The organism is Ideonella flava (assembly GCF_051857595.1).
Taxonomy (GTDB): domain Bacteria; phylum Pseudomonadota; class Gammaproteobacteria; order Burkholderiales; family Burkholderiaceae_C; genus Ideonella.
Genome location: NZ_JBPZHD010000002.1, coordinates 628,782 through 643,621, shown reverse-complemented (window position 1 = coordinate 643,621; position 14,840 = coordinate 628,782). Strand labels below are relative to the sequence as shown.

The window sequence follows — 14,840 nt, the reverse complement described above, 5'->3', positions numbered from 1 at the left end:
TCGGTGCTCTACGAGTGCGGTCAGGTCCCGCACCTTGCATGCGAGACCCGACCCTTGAGCCCACCGAGCCCGCCGCAGCCTGTCAATCGCAACCCCAAGGCCCCTGCTCATCGCCGTCGCCGCTCGCAGCCGATTCCGCAGGAACCCGGGCGCAGGTCTTGCACTTTGAAAGAGCGCTCTGCCATGGAAGCTCTCCAACGAGCTGGGTCGGGTGAGCGTTGCGTCGCGCTGATTGCATGACCTGACCGCAACTGCGTGACCAACTGCGCTCGCGCTCAATGCACGCCAGTCGCTTGGCGACCGTCAGCAATGCATCAAGCGTCGGGAAGCCCGGGGACCAGGGCCTGCAATCTGAAGGAGCGCTCGGCCCTGGAAACTCTGCTAACGAGCTAGGTTGGGTGACAGTGGCGTCGCGCAGGTTGCAAGACCTGACGCCACTGCGTGTTGGCTATCGTGCCGTGGGGAGACTGGCCCGCGGTGGGGCAATAACCTATGCTCTCCGGCGCGGAGTTTTGCTGCGCAAGGAGGTGGTCATGAGGTATCTAACGATGTTTCTCGCCCCCATCCTGGCCACATTCGGAGTGAACGCGATGGACTCACGAACTGCGCTCAAACAGGAAGTCGACGCCGGGCGCCAGGCGCTGGATCACATTGCCCCCATAGGCCGATGGCGTTACGAAATCTACGTGAACCGCAACATCAGCCCGCCCGCCGCGCTGGCCAGGATCACCAAGGAATCATGGGCCGAGCTGTTCGCGCTACCAGAGGCAGATGTGGATCCCGTGACCACGGAGCAGTCGAATCTGGTGCGGGCCTATCTGGAGTCGATCACCGGGGTTCCGATCCCCAGGCTGGAAACCAGCACACCGGCGGGGAGGGCCTCAAGCCGAACAGAAGCCCAGCATGAAGCTCGTTCGCAGCTGCCTGGCGGTCGCCCTGATGAGCCCGATGCTCGTGTCCACGGCCAGGACGGGCCAGCATGAAGTCGCCGGAGTCCAGCAGATCTGCTTAACCGACAGCGGGACCCGGTATGGGAACAATGTTCCGGGCTGGAGCGGTGGATGGCTGAGAGCCAGCTTCCCGCCGGCCGCACGAGAAGCTACGCCATCACCTGCATTCGAAAGAGCGTGCCGTATTCGTTTGCTCCGCCCCTCTTCGTCAATCCGTAGAACTCGCCGTTGGCGCCCTCCGTCAGGCGAACATAGGGCGCGCCGCCTTGAGAGGTGTCGCCGAACCGGTTGAACTGGAACAGCGTCTGCACCACCCCCTCGGGCGTCATGCGCAGCAGCGTGCCGTTGCTGTTCTTGCCATCGCCGGTGGTCGCGCCGTAGTAGAGGCCGTCCCGGCCGCGCACCAGCGGCACAGGACCTTTGCCGTCCACCAGCGGCTTCGGGAAGTCGAACAGCGTCTTCAGCTTGCCGGACTGGCGATGGATGCTGAAGATGGTGCCGTTGCGATACCGGTTCTTGGGTTTGGTTGCCTCGGTGGTGCCCAACAACTGGCCGGCCGGGCCAAGGACGAGTCCGGCAGGGTATCGCCCGTGGGCCTCGAACGAGTACAGCCGGGTCAGTTGCCCATCCGGCGTCATGCTGAACACGGTGCCCTTGCCTTGCGTGCCTCCATAGGTGGCGCTGCCGTAGATCAGGCCGTTGCGCGCCTCGATCAGCCCACCCGGATGATTCCCCTCCAGCCCGGAAAACTCGTGCACCACTTCGACGCTGCTGCAGTCGAATGGCATCCGGTAGATCTTGTGGGGCCAACCGTCCCATTCCTCGCCGGCGGTGCCGTACCACCGCCCGTCGCTGGCCTCTAGCAGCGGGCCGTCAGGCGACCACGGCAGCGGTCCCTGCAACATGGTGACTTCGCCGTCCAGCGTCATGCGGTAGACGAATCCGAAGCTGTGGTCCTCAGGGCCCCAACGCAACACGCCGTACAACAAGCCGTCCGACCCGAGGGTCAGGCCCGCGGGGAAGCGGCCTGGCGAATGGTCGAATTCATACAGGACGGTCAGCCCGCCGCCCTCCGGTTCGACGCGGAAGATGAGCCCGGCATGGCGGCGACCGCTGTCCTCGCTGACTCCATACAAGTTGCCGTCGGGACCGAACACCAAGGGGCCGATGGCGTCGGGAACGCTGGCGTCCATGTCCCGGATCACCGTGAACTCGATCTGCGTCGCGATGGACCGCCGAAAGCTGGCCAAGGCGGCAGAGGGGAGGCCGACCGTCAGGCCGAGCGCGGCATAGACCAGTGACCGGCGACTGGGGTTCATGAAGGCCTCCGATGCGTTGCCACGCTGGATTCTGCGCAGCGACCCACTCGGCTCCAAGCGTCCAGCTAGGGGGTAGATCAAAACAGCGGCGGCAAGTCAACGACTGCTCGGACCAAGGCCGAAGTTCGGCCACGGTCGCTACCGGGCGAGCGCCGCCGCGACCGGGTCAGCGCCTGTGGTCAGGCCCATACTGGGTGCTGTTGAGTTTCAAGCCGCTGCCGTCCATGCGCGCACTCCTGATTGCCCTGTTGTGTGGCAGCGCTGCTGCCGCGGCGCTGCTCGCCTTTCGAGGGGGCGGCGAATCTCGAGAGGCCCGACTCCCGCCTGTCGTCGCGACTCCAGGCCCCACCGCCGGACTTCGCGAGACGCAACCGGCATCTCTGTCGCCGGCGCCCGCCGGCGCCGCCGCCCCAGCGTCGAGCGGTCGGTTGCAGACGCCCGTGCCGGCCGCTCCGTCTCCCGGCTCGGCGTCGCCTGCATCGTCAACACCGGCGGTGACGCTGCCCGCGCGAACGGAGGCAAGCCCGGTGCAGTCATCGTTCGCGCTGTCGAGCGATCACCAGACCCTGATCCATGAAACCCTGCTAGCCGCTGCCGACCATGAACTGCTCGAGCGCGAGCCGCGCGAGGATGCCTGGGCAACCGAATCCGAGCGGCTGATCCGCGATGAGCTTGGGCGGCATGGCGGCGCCGGCGATTTCGAAGTCATCGCCATCGACTGCCGTCGGACCTTGTGCGCGATCCAAGCCTTCGCCTACGGCGAGGACGGCCATCGCGCATGGGTGGAGGCCGTTGACGATCTGTACAAGGAATCGCTGGCCGACGTCTTCGACTCGGTCAACACCGCCTTTCCGACGCAGGGTGGCCGCTCGCCGGTGTTGACCTTCCTGCACCGCAAGTCGGCAACGCCGAAACCTTGACCGAACCTGTTTGCATGGCAGTGTCAGGGTTTCGCTTGCACGCGTGAAAGGGTGAATGATGGTCATGGTCTTGACCTGCTCAGAGCGACATGCTTGCGCCCCCGAAATCAGGTCAAGAAGCAGCGCGCTCCCCGATCGCTGGTCGTGGTGCGAGTCCCCGTTCCAGCCCAGCGCGAGGACCTTGCCGCTCGCATTGAGCGGCGTACGCGTAGCAGGAGGGTGAAGCAAGGCGCGTCACGCGGTACATGGTCTGTGCCTGTGCCGCATCCACCTTGGCACTCAGACCGAATGGAGCGCTCCTGAGCTCGGCGGGCTGACCAGGTTGGCTTCCTCCTCCAACGCCAGTTCGCTGTTGGCGAAGTCCTGCGCCAGTTCGCGGGTGAGGACCTCCCGGTCACACGCCTTCTCCCAGATCGAAACGACGATGCAGGCCAGCGCGTTGCTGATCGTGCTGGTCAGCGCGCGCGCCTCCGACATGAAGCGATCGATCCCCACGATCAGCGCGACCCCGGCGACGGGCAGGTCCGGCATGACGGTGAGCGTGGCGACCAGGGCCACGAAGCCGCTGCCGGTGACGCCGGCTGCGCCCTTGGAAGTCAACAGCATCAGCCCCAGCATCGCGCCGATCTGCGTCCAGGTGAGGTGGATGTCGCAGGCCTGGGCGATGAACATCGACGCCAGCGTGAGGTAGATCGCCGTGCCGTCGAGGTTGAACGAATAGCCGGTCGGCAGGACAAGCCCGACGATGCCCTTCTTGCAACCCAGGCGCTCGAGCTTCATCAACAGCCGCGGCAGCACCGGCTCGCTCGACGAGGTGCCCAGCACGACCAGCAGCTCTTCGCGGATGTAGCGCAACAGTTGCCACAGCTTGATGCCATGCATCCTCGCCAGCAGGCCCAGCACGACGACCACGAAGAAGACACACGCGACGTAGAAGGTACCGATCAACATGCCCAGCGAACCGATGGACTTGATGCCATAACGCCCGACGGTGAACGCCATCGCACCGAAGGCGCCGAGCGGCGCCAGCCGCATGATGAAGCCGAAAGCCGCGAACAGCATGTGGGCCATGCCGTCGATGCCGTCGAGCACCGCGCGCCCACCGGCACCGATCCGGGCCAGGCCGAACCCGCACAGCACGGACAGCAGGAGCACCGGCAGCACCTCGCCCTCCGCGAAGGCACCGAAGAACGACGCCGGGATGATGTGCAGGACGAATTCGGTGAAGCCGCGAGGCGGCACCTGGGCCGAGTACTTGGCCGCCACCGAGGCATCGAGAAGCTTGGGGTCGATGTGCATGCCGGCGCCCGGCTGCAGCAGGAACACGGCCGCGAGCCCGGTGAGCAGGGCCAGCACGGTCAGCGCGTAGAACAGCCCCATCGATTTCAGCAGGGTCTTGCCGATCTCCCGCGAGTCGTTCAAGGATGTGATGCCGCTGACGATGGTGCAGAAGACGATGGGCGCGATCATCATCTTCACGAGCTTCACGAAGCCGTCGCCGAGCGGTTTCAGGGCAGCGCCGATGTCCGGCCAGAAGTGGCCCACCGTGATGCCGAGGACCAGGCCGATCAGGACCTGGACGTAGAGAAGCTTGATCAGCTTGCTGGGCTTCATGGTTCTGTCTCCGGAAGTGGGGAGCGGCGCTCGGCCGATCTGCGTCGGCTCGTGGAAACGGGTCGTGCGGGCGTGCCTTGGCGCAGGTGTCCACCATCACGCCCGAATGGGCTCAGGGCCGAGGGAGATGCCGACCCGCACCCGGACGCAGGGAATGACTCGGTTCATGGAGCGCGATGATGGGCGCCCTCATTGCAAAAGAGAATTGCATCTTCAAGATCAACTGATCCGGTTCCGGCATCAATGAAGAGGGCTCAGAATGGCCAGCCAACCCGACTTGTCGATGGTGGACGATTGCGGGTTCTGGGTGCAATCCCGTTCGCCGAGCGCCGAGTCAATCCAATGTCGCCCCAGTCAGCTTGACCAGTCCGTCGTAGCGAGCAAGTTCGGCGCGCCAGAATTTCGAGAAGTCCTCTGGCGAGCCTGCTCTCACCTCCGCGCCGATATCGACCAGGCGCTTGGCCAGGACCCCGGACTTCAATGCCTCGTTGACTGCAGCATTCAGCTTGGTGACGACCGGCGCCGGGGTGCCCGCTGGGGCGGCTACGCCATACCAGGCGTTCATGATCATTCCCTTGATGCCCAGCTCTTCGAAGGTCGGCACGTCCGGGATCAACGGGTTGCGCTTCTCGGCCGCGACCGCCAGCGCGCGGATCTTGCCGCCTTTGACGTACGGGAATGCGCCGGTGTCGAACATCAGGTCGAGCTGACCACCCATCACGTCCGTGAGGGCCGGGCCGCTGCCCTTGTAAGGCACATGGGTGAGGTCGACCTTGGCCACCGATTTGAACAACTCGCCCGCCAGGTGGGCCGAGTTGCCAATGCCACCCGAGCCGTAGGCCAGCTTGCCGGGTGCCGCCTTGGCGGCGGAGATCACATCGCGCGGTGTCTTGAACGGCGATGCGGCCGGCACGACCAGCACGCTGGGAATCACGCCCAGTGAAGCCACCGGGGTGAAGTCCTTGACCGGGTCGAAGCCGGTCTTCTTGTAGAGGTACGGATTGGCGGAGTTCGTCGAGCTGGTGGCCAGCAGCAGCGTGTAGCCATCGGGCGCGGAGCGGATGAATTGCTGGGTGCCGATGTTGCCGCCGGCCCCGGCGATGTTCTCGACATACACGGTCTTGCCGAGGTCGGAGGTCAGCGATGCCGCCACCGCGCGCCCGACCGCATCGGCCGCGCCACCGGCCGGCCAGGGCACGATCAGGCGGACCGACTTCTCGGGATACGACTGCGCCTTGACGCCGGGCAGGAGCACGGCGCTGGTCACCAGCAAAGAAAGGAGCTTGAGCATCAGCTTCATGGGTCGTTCTCCGGCGGTGGATGACATCAACGCAGCCCCAGCCGCTCGAGCGTGGGCATCAACCCGAGCAACTCGCAGGTGTTGGCGCCGTGCTCGATGGCGGCGCGGAAGCCGCTCTCCTTGGCTTCACGGGCGTGTGCGCTTTCGAGCACCGACGCGACCTCGTCCGGCGACACGACCACCACGCCGTCGCGGTCGCCCACGACGATGTCCCCGGGGTGGATCTCGACGTCGCCGATGCACACCGGCACGTTCACCCTGCCGGCCTGTGCCTTGCCCGTGCTCTTGATCGACAGCCCGCGACAGAACACCGGGAAGCCCAGCTGCTCGATGGTGCTCGAATCGCGGACGGCACCGTGGATCACGAGCCCGGCGATGCCCAGCTTCATGGCCGCCGCGGTCAGCACGTCGCCCCACGGCCCGGCCTCCAGGAAGCCCTTGGCGTCGACCACGAGCACGTCGCCAGGTCGCGCCTTCAGCAAGGCGTGGTGCAGCATTAGGTTGTCAGCGGGTCGTGTGTCCACGGTCAGTGCCGGGCCCACGAGCCGCGAACGCGGGTCGATGGGCTTGATCCCGCTGTCCAGGGCCCCTTTGGCGCCCTGCGCCTCGTACACCGTCGCCGCGCCCAATGCGCGCAGCTCTTCGTAGATTGCTTGCCAGTCCATCTGCGCCCCTGTTCAATCGACCGTGGCGCCCGAGCGCTTCACGACCGCTTCCCAGAGCGGGACTTCCTTGGCAATGAAGCGGGTGGCCTGCTCCGACGTGCCGCCCACGTCACGCGAGCCCAGGTCGGCGAGCTTGGCGGTCACCTCCGGGGACTTGAGCACCTTCTGCAGTTCCTGCGACAGGCGCTCGACCTGGTTCGCCGGCGTCCTGGCGGGCACGAAAAGTCCGTACCAGTTCTCGAAGGCGAAGTCCTTGAAGCCCGACTCGTTCATCGTCGGCACATCGGGCAGCTTCGCAAAGCGCTGGGCCGAGGTGATCGCCAGGATGCGGATGCGCGGTGACTTCAACTGCGGCGTCAGCGCAGTGACCGTCTCGAACGCGATCGGCACCGTCCCGCCCAGGACGTCCTGCAGCGCCGGGCCCTGGCCACGATAGGGAATGTGGACCATGAACGCGTTCTTCTGCATCTTGATCATCTCGCCCAGCAGGTGCTGCGGGCTGCCGCTGCCGCCCGACGCGTAGCTGTACTTTCCGGGCGACTTCTTCAGCAGGTCGACCAGCTCCGCCACGTTCCTGGCGGGCAGTTCGGCGTTCACGTAGAGCAGCAGCGGCGTCGACGCCACCAGTCCGACGGCGGTCAGGTCGCGCGTCGGGTCGTACTTCAACGGGTAGAGGTTCCGGTTGATCGCGATGCCGGTGTTGTTGCCCAGCAAGGCCGTGCAACCGTCGGGTGCGGAGCGCACGACCGACTCTGTGCCGATGTTGCTGCTGGCGCCGGCCTTGTTGTCGACGATCACCGGCACGCCCAGGCCTTTGGCCAGGCCCGGCGCGATCAGGCGGGCCAGGATGTCGGTGGTGCCGCCTGCCGGGTAGGGCGACACGATCTTCAGCACCTGGCAAGGGAAGGCGTCAGCAGCGTTCGCCGCGGGCATGACCGCGCCGAGGGTCGCGGCCAGCAGCGGGATGGTGGCCGCGCGGCACGTGAAACGGATGTTCATGGACTGTCTCCTGGGTGTCTGGGCCGTCGACGTTCGATCAGTAGGCGGCGCGCTGCAGCGTGTGGTACGCCGCCTGGCGACGCGCCTCGGTGAGCGACGCGCCGGCCAGCGTGGCGGCGACGATGCGCTGCTCGGCCCCGCGCAGGGCGAGCGCCCGCTCGAACACCTCGGTGACCCGGGCCCTGGGCACGACGACGACGCCGTCTTCGTCGCCCACGATGAAATCGCCGGCCGAGACGCGCACGTCGCCCAGGCTGACCGTCTCGCCGACCGCTTCGACCTGAACTCGGTCCTTGCCGGTGCGCATGAAGCGGCCGCAGGCGTACAGCGGATAGGCCACCTGCTCGGCTTCGGCCGTGTCGCGGCACACGCCGTGGATGACGGTGCCCGCGATGCCGCGGTGGGCGGCCAGCTGGCTGAGGATCCCGCCCCACACCGTGCAGTCGACGCGCCCGCCGTTGTCCAGCACGACGACGGATCCTTCGGGCGTGTCGTCCAGGTAGTCGCCCACGGTCCCCGGCTGCGCCACGTCCACGGGCGCATAGCGGACCGTGAACGCCGGCCCGAACACGCGGGCGCGCCCAGCCACGTGCCCGATGCCCAGCACGCTGCCCGGTAGGCGCAGCGCGTCGAGGGCGTCGGAGACCTCTGCGGTGCTCAGTTCGCGGGCGCCGGCCGGTATGGCGATCGATTCGACAGAAGCGTTCATGAGGGGGTCCTGGGCTGGTGTTCGGTGAGCCCAGTATCGAATCCAGCATGACCGATAGCCAGCATCGATTTCTGAGCGTAGGATCAGTTTTAATGAACCTACGGCAACTGCGCTACTTCTGCGAAATCGTCGAGGCGGGCAGTGCGGTGGCTGCAGCGAGCCGGCTGCATGTGGCGCCGACGGCATTGAGCATGCAGCTGGGGCAACTCGAGGAGGAGCTCGGCGGGGAGCTGTTCGACCGCTCTCGCCGGCCGATGGACCTCACGGCACTGGGCCGCTACTTCCATCCTCGTGCCAAGGCGCTGCTGGCCGACGCAGCACACCTGCAGCAGGAGGCGAGCAGCGTGGCTGCCGGCCGCAGTGGCGTGCTGGCCATCGGCTATACACGCTCGACCATCTTCTCGATCCTGCCCAACGCCATCCAGGCGTTCCGCTCCAGCCACCCGAACGTCAAGGTCGAGCTCATGAGCCTGCTGTCGGAACACCAGCACGCGGAGTTGCAGACCGGACGCATCCAGGTGGGTGTTTCGCGCTACGTGGGGCCGGTGCCCTCGATCGACGAGCTGGAGTTCAAGCGGCTGCTGGATGATCCGTTCGTCGTGGCCCTGCCTGCGACCAACCCCTTGGCCAGACGCAAGCTCCTGCACCCGGCGGACCTGAGCCAGACCGGCCTGATCACCTACCCGAAGGACCCGCAGAGTCGCTTCGCGGAACACACCATCGCCCTGCTGCGCGAGGCCGGCGGCCAGTCGCCCGTCGCGCACGAAGCCAGCGACATCCACACTGCCCTCGGGATGGTGGCCTCCCACCTCGGCTTCTGCCTGGTGGGGCGCTCGGTGGAGTTCGGCAGCCGACGCGACCTGGCCTTCGTGCCGATGTCCAGGCTGGCTGACAAGGCGGCGGTGTTCGCCGTCACGAAGACCGGCGAGCAGAGCAAGGTGGCCCTGGACTTCGTCGAGACGCTCGTGGCGACGACGGCAAGGGCTGCGCGTGTGCCGAAGCGCACGGCCCGGTAGCGCAGCGCGTCAGCCGGCTTCGACCGGGACGGGCTGCGTCTCGGAGTAGAAGCTGCATCGGCCGCGCCCTGCGTGCTTGGCGTCGTACAGGGCGATGTCGGCCGCCTTGTACAGGCCATCCACGTCGGCCGCATCACGAGGGAAGCAGGCGGCGCCGATGCTGATGCCGGGCAGCAGCGGGACGGCCTCGTCGGATGGCGGGGCGGCGATCCGGGCAAGGATGCGATCGCAGACCTGCCGCACCCCGGCGTTGCTCGTCGTGCCGGGCAACAGCACGGCAAACTCGTCGCCGCCCAGCCGCGCCACCCGATCGGATTCGCGCACCGCGGTGCCGAGCCGGTTGCCGATGGCCGCCAGCACCGCGTCACCCGTCTGGTGGCCCAGGGTGTCGTTGATCTGCTTGAAGTGGTCCAGGTCGATCAACAGCAGGCACAGGCCACTGCCGTCTCGGCGGGCCTGCGCCAGCATCCGCCGCGCCTCGTCGTTGAACATGCGCCGGTTCGCCAGGCCCGTCAGGCCGTCGAAGTAGGCGATCTTCTCCAGCTGCTGCTGACTTTGCTGAAGCTCGAGGGTGCGTTGCTCCAGCGCGGTCGTCCGTTCGGCCACCAGCGCCTCGAGCGCACGCTGGCGTCGCCGCAGGTAAACGGTGCGGCCCTGCACCAGGGCGGCCAGCAGCCCGACCGCGGCCAAGGCCGCGGCAGCGCGGAACCACACGGTCTCGTGCCAGGCGGGGAGCACGCGCAGCGGCAGCTCCAGCGTGCGGGACCAGGAGCCGTGAGCGCCGGCGCCCCGAAGCTCGAGGACGTAGTCGCCCACGGGCAGGTTGGTGTAGGCGGCGATCCGGCGCTTGGGGTCGGTGCCGATCCAGTCACGATCGATGCCGCGCAAGCGGTACTGGTAGCGGTTGCGCCCGGGTGAGGTGTAGTCCAGGACGGCGAACTCGGCCAGCACGCTGCGTCGACCCGAACCGATCGCCAACGGGGCGCGGGCCGAGCCGGACGTGAGATACCCCGGCAGCGCCGCCTCCTCGCCCAATCGCAGCTCGGTCACCACCAACGGCGCCGAGGGGCGTTCGGCGTCGACACGTCTCGGGTCGACGATGGTCAGGCCGCCGCCACCGCCGAACAGCAGGTGGCCGTCGGGCATGGCGGCGCCCGCGCTCGTCCAGTAAGTGGGCACGCCCACGCCGTCGGAGGCGTCGAAGGCCCTGACCTCCAGGGTGCCGGCCGCGATGCGGGCCAGACCCGCGTCGGTGCTGGCCCAGACGTCGCCGCCGGCGTCCATCACCAGCGCATTCACCCCGTCGTGCGGCAGGCCCTGCGCCCGGGTGAGGCGGTGCACGGCGGATGCGGATGCCGACGTGGACGCAGAGAGTTCCACCACCCGAACGCCGGCGCCGAAGAAGGACGCCCACAGCCGCCCGCGCCGGTCCAGCAGCATGGACGACACATACCCGGTGGGCAGGCCGTTCGCCCCGGCGCCCGGCGCGAACGGCCGGCTCACCGACAGCGTGGCGGTGTCCAGCCGGACGACTCCTGAGCGGGTGCCCACCCACAAGGTGCCTGCGTCGGCCTGCAGCAAGGCGGTGATGCGCTGCTCGCCCAGACGCGTGCCGTCCTCGCGGACGGCCACCTGCAGGCCCGCCGTACCCACGGGGTCGACGCCCCACAGGCCATCGAGACCGCCGAACCACAACCTCGTGCCCTGCATCGCCATGGCCCAGATCGACGCCGTGGGCGCGCGGCCCGGCACCTCCAGCCGGCGGACGACGCGGCCGTCTGCGTCGGCCTTGTACAGCCCGCGCTGGGTGCCGATGTAGACCTCGCCCGAAGGCGCCGAGACCATGCACAGCACGCGCCCGGGCGGCAGCGCCGACTGAGGGGACGAGGCCTCGGGCCGCAGGCGCGCCACCACGCCGAGCTCCGGCTGCACCACGTCGATGCCGCCGTCGCCGACGCTCAGCCACACGCGGCCATCGGGCCGGGGCAGCACGAAAGGCACGTTGGGGTGATGGATGCCCCGCTCGTCGCCCGTCCCGCCCAGCCAGGTGCTGATCCCGGCCTGCCGGACGTCGTGGTAGCTCAATCCGCTGTCGGTGCCCACCCAGACGAGGCCGCTGCGATCGCGGTACAGCGCGCTGACGTCGTCGTCAGGCAGGCTGGCGGCGCCGCGCGCCTGGTGGCGCACGTGCCGCAGTTGCCACTGTCGCGTGTCCACACGGTCGATGCCTTCGCCATCCGTGCCCAGCCAGACCTCGCCCGGCGCGCCCAGCGTCATCCCGCGGATCGCCGCCCGGGCCAAGCCGGCCCGGGCGCCGCCGACCAGCCGATGCAGCGGCACGGCGTCGACCGAACCCGGCTCCAGCACGAAGGCCCCATGCGAGCGCGTGCCCGCCCACACCCTCTGGCCATCGTCCAGCCGCAGATAGGCCACGAAGGGCTCGCCCGCTTCGCTGCTCGGCAGGGACACCCGCTCGAACCTCTCGGCGCCGGCGGCCAGCCGGAACAGGCCCTGGTCCGTCCCGACCCAAAGGGCACCCCCGGCGTCACGCAGCAGGGCTTGCACCGAGCGGTCGGGCAAGCCGCGCGTGCGGGCCCCAGCCGCATGCCGCACCACGGTGCCACGCAGGGGATCGAGATGATCGAGGCCGCCCCCCGTGCCGACCCACAGGCCGCCCTGGCCATCGTCCAGCATGGCGAAGACGCTGTTGCGCGTGAGCGCAGCGTCGCCTGCCAGCGGCGACACGAAGCGATCCGTCGCAGCGTCGTAGCGCACCAGGCCGCCGGCGCTGGTGCCGACCCACAGGCCGCCACTGCCATCGACGGCCAGCGTGAGCACGTAGCTGTCAGGCAGTGCGCCCGGCGTGCCTATGTCGCCCGCGTACCGGCGCAGCTGGTAGCCGTCCCAGCGACCCAGGCCGCTTTGCGTGGCGACCCAGAGAAACCCGTCCTTGTCCTGGACGAGGTCGGTGACCGAGAGCGCCTCCGAGAGGACCCGGCTGAACACGGCATCCGAACGCCCGGCCCAGGCATCCCCTTCACCGGCCTCGGCGGCCAGGGCGCCGCCGTGTGCAGCAATGCACAGGACCGCCCAAAGCCAACGGTAGAGAAGGTGAATGAGAGAAGCTCGTCGCATGCCGGCCATCCGGGCGCGGTGGCGCCAGGTACGAGTCTCTTCGGCGCTGGGCAGGTGGAATTTAATCGCGGCGCGCGGAGGATTGGGCAGGTTGGGTGCGAAGGAGCGGATGAAGGGGGCGGGTTTCTGCGGGTGACGTTGCGGACGGCCAAGCCACGCAGGCTGAGACGCGAGCTGGACCCCTCCCTCGGCAACGCGCAGAGACATGCCGGCGGGCGCCTTGAAGCTGCCTGCGGGGTCAACGGGCGGAAGGCCACGAGATCGTTCGCTGCTGCGCAGGCGCAACGCCATCATTGCTGGATCGACATCGCGGTGATAGTCTGCCGCCCTCGCAAATTTGCCGTTGCGCCATGCCAGCGGCCAGACGCACGAGACACCCGCCCACCAGAAATTCGATGAAGCATCTCTTCACCTCGCAAAGCATGTCGTCGACCACCCGCACCGCAGCAGCGGCGGATGCGTCGCGCCGCTTTGGCGCAGAGCTGCTTCCCTAGAGCCTTTCGCACACCCGGAGGCTCGGCCTCCTGAGTCCCGCAAGACCCGGCAGGCCATGAGCCACCGGGTCTTTTGTTTTTTGCCTGCACAGCTGGAGCCCTGGACATGAGCCACGAACGAGAACTGTCTTGCACTGCATGCGCCGCCAGCGCAGTGCAGTGGCTCGACTCCGTGGATTCGTTCGTGTAGAGCGTCCAGGTCCTTGTGCGCCTGGAGGTCCACCCTTCAGGCCAGAAAGCCTGCCGGGTGGTCCACCCCGCAGGTTTTTTTTCGCCCGCATGGCGGGCACCCCCAGTCCGGCGCGCGCGCCGACAACCCGCCGACAGCCTCGCCTGGCCAGCGAAGCCGGTCGGCTCTTTACTCAAACTGGAGAAATCATGATGAACAAGGTTCATGTCAACGTGGGAACCATCGGCCACGTCGATCACGGCAAGACGACGCTGACGGCCGCCCTCACCTTCGTGCAGGCCGCACGCACCGGCGGCCGCGCGCTGTCCTACGGGCAGATCGACAACGCGAAGGAGGAGCGTGAGCGCGGCATCACGATCAACACCTCGCATGTCGAGTACGAATCGGAGCGCCGCCACTACGCGCACATCGATTGCCCGGGGCACGCCGACTACATCAAGAACATGATCACCGGTGCCTCTCAGATGGACGGAGCGATCCTGCTGGTGGACGGCACCGAAGGCGCCGCTCGGCAGACCATCGAGCACGTGCTGCTGGCGCGCCAGGTCAACGTCGGCCACATGGTGGTGTTCGTGAACAAGATGGACCTCGTGGCCGACAGTGACAGGGCGGAGATCGAGCAGCTGATCGAAATGGAGATCGGCGCGCTGCTGGCTGCCCACGGCTACCACGATGTCGCGTTCGTTTTCGGCAGCGCACTGAAGGCACTGGCGGCGGCCGAGCGCGGCGACCTCGAAGGCCCGGACGTGCAATGCGTGATCGATCTCGTGAACGCGTTGGACTCGCGCATTCCTGATCCGGTGCGCGACTACGACGGCGCGTTCATGATGCCGGTCGAGGGCGTGCACACCATCGCGGGCCGAGGCACCGTGGTCAGCGGCCGCGTGGAACGTGGCGTGATCCGCGTTGGCGACAGCCTGGAGATCGTCGGCTTCGCGGCCGAGGACGGGCAGGTGGTCGTCACGGGCGTCCAGTCGTTCCACAAGGACGTTGCGGAAGCCCGGGCGGGTATGAACGTCGGCCTGCTGCTGCGCGGTGTCAAGCGCGACGACGTCGTGCGAGGCCAGGTCGTCGTGAAGCCGGGCGCGGTGAAGCCGTACCGGACGGGCCGTGCGCAGATCTTTGTCCTCAGCAAGGACGAAGGCGGGCGGCATACCCCGTTCGGATCCGGCTACCAGCCGCAGTTCTTCTTCGGGCCGACCGATGTGACCGGCGTGATTCGTGTCGACACCCAGACCGGGGTCGTCGAGCCGGGCGCCCAGGCGCAGATCAGCTTCGAGCTGAGCAAGCCTGTGGCCATCGAGAACGGCATGCGGTTCGCGATGCGCGAAGGCGGCAAGACCGTCGGCGCAGGCATCGTGACCGAGGTGCTCGGCTGAAAGGCTGACGCCGCAACCGGCCCCTGTCGCCTGCTTGTCGGGCGCCAGGGGCTTCTTCTTGCCTCGAGGTCACGCGGCCGGCCCAGACGCCGCCCTGTTCCCCCAAAGGTCAGCGCCTTGAACGAGCTCCCCTGCAGGAGTAAAAGCTAC

11 protein-coding genes are annotated in these 14,840 nt (G+C 67.7%); 4 read left to right on the top strand and 7 right to left on the bottom strand.

The genetic code is table 11. The features are described from left to right. Positions 1–548: 548 nt before the first annotated feature. On the top strand, positions 549–983 hold the full coding sequence (locus ACS5PM_RS06675; protein ID WP_439386783.1) for a hypothetical protein: 435 nt from the start codon (positions 549–551) through the stop codon (positions 981–983). 116 nt (positions 984–1,099) lie between these two features. Here ACS5PM_RS06675 and ACS5PM_RS06670 read toward each other — a convergent pair whose 3' ends face one another. Continuing rightward, a complete protein-coding gene (locus tag ACS5PM_RS06670; protein ID WP_439386781.1) occupies positions 1,100–2,269 on the bottom strand; it encodes an SMP-30/gluconolactonase/LRE family protein in 1,170 nt (389 codons plus the stop codon). 494 nt (positions 2,270–2,763) lie between these two features. Between ACS5PM_RS06670 and ACS5PM_RS06665 the strand changes: the two genes are divergently transcribed. Continuing rightward, the gene (locus tag ACS5PM_RS06665) at positions 2,764–3,189 is read left to right on the top strand and encodes a hypothetical protein (RefSeq protein WP_439386779.1); all 426 of its coding nucleotides are present in this window, start codon (positions 2,764–2,766) and stop codon (positions 3,187–3,189) included. Between the two features lie 279 nt (positions 3,190–3,468). On the opposite strand, the gene dctA is transcribed toward ACS5PM_RS06665, so the two are convergent. From dctA to ACS5PM_RS06640, 5 genes are all read right to left on the bottom strand, one after another. Continuing rightward, positions 3,469–4,803: a C4-dicarboxylate transporter DctA gene (gene dctA / locus ACS5PM_RS06660; RefSeq protein ID WP_439386777.1), complete on the bottom strand. Its 1,335-nt coding sequence runs from the start codon at positions 4,801–4,803 to the stop codon at positions 3,469–3,471. 334 nt (positions 4,804–5,137) lie between these two features. Continuing rightward, on the bottom strand, positions 5,138–6,103 hold the full coding sequence (locus ACS5PM_RS06655) for a Bug family tripartite tricarboxylate transporter substrate binding protein (protein WP_439386775.1): 966 nt from the start codon (positions 6,101–6,103) through the stop codon (positions 5,138–5,140). 26 nt (positions 6,104–6,129) lie between these two features. Continuing rightward, positions 6,130–6,768, bottom strand: a complete 639-nt coding sequence (locus ACS5PM_RS06650; protein ID WP_439386773.1) for a 4-carboxy-4-hydroxy-2-oxoadipate aldolase/oxaloacetate decarboxylase — start codon at positions 6,766–6,768, stop codon at positions 6,130–6,132. Between the two features lie 12 nt (positions 6,769–6,780). Next, positions 6,781–7,767 (bottom strand): Bug family tripartite tricarboxylate transporter substrate binding protein, encoded by a 987-nt coding sequence (locus ACS5PM_RS06645; RefSeq protein WP_439386771.1) that lies wholly within the window; start codon positions 7,765–7,767, stop codon positions 6,781–6,783. A 37-nt stretch (positions 7,768–7,804) separates the two neighbouring features. Then, a complete protein-coding gene (locus tag ACS5PM_RS06640; RefSeq protein WP_439386769.1) occupies positions 7,805–8,476 on the bottom strand; it encodes an RraA family protein in 672 nt (223 codons plus the stop codon). Positions 8,477–8,568: 92 nt separating this feature from the next. Between ACS5PM_RS06640 and ACS5PM_RS06635 the strand changes: the two genes are divergently transcribed. Beyond that, the gene (locus ACS5PM_RS06635; protein WP_439386767.1) at positions 8,569–9,492 is read left to right on the top strand and encodes a LysR family transcriptional regulator; all 924 of its coding nucleotides are present in this window, start codon (positions 8,569–8,571) and stop codon (positions 9,490–9,492) included. Positions 9,493–9,501: 9 nt separating this feature from the next. On the opposite strand, the gene ACS5PM_RS06630 is transcribed toward ACS5PM_RS06635, so the two are convergent. Beyond that, positions 9,502–12,627, bottom strand: coding sequence for a diguanylate cyclase domain-containing protein (locus ACS5PM_RS06630; RefSeq protein ID WP_439386764.1), 3,126 nt, complete (start codon positions 12,625–12,627; stop codon positions 9,502–9,504). A gap of 872 nt (positions 12,628–13,499) precedes the next feature. Here ACS5PM_RS06630 and tuf point away from each other — a divergent pair. Continuing rightward, on the top strand, positions 13,500–14,690 hold the full coding sequence (gene tuf / locus ACS5PM_RS06625) for an elongation factor Tu (protein WP_439386853.1): 1,191 nt from the start codon (positions 13,500–13,502) through the stop codon (positions 14,688–14,690). Positions 14,691–14,840 lie beyond the last annotated feature (150 nt).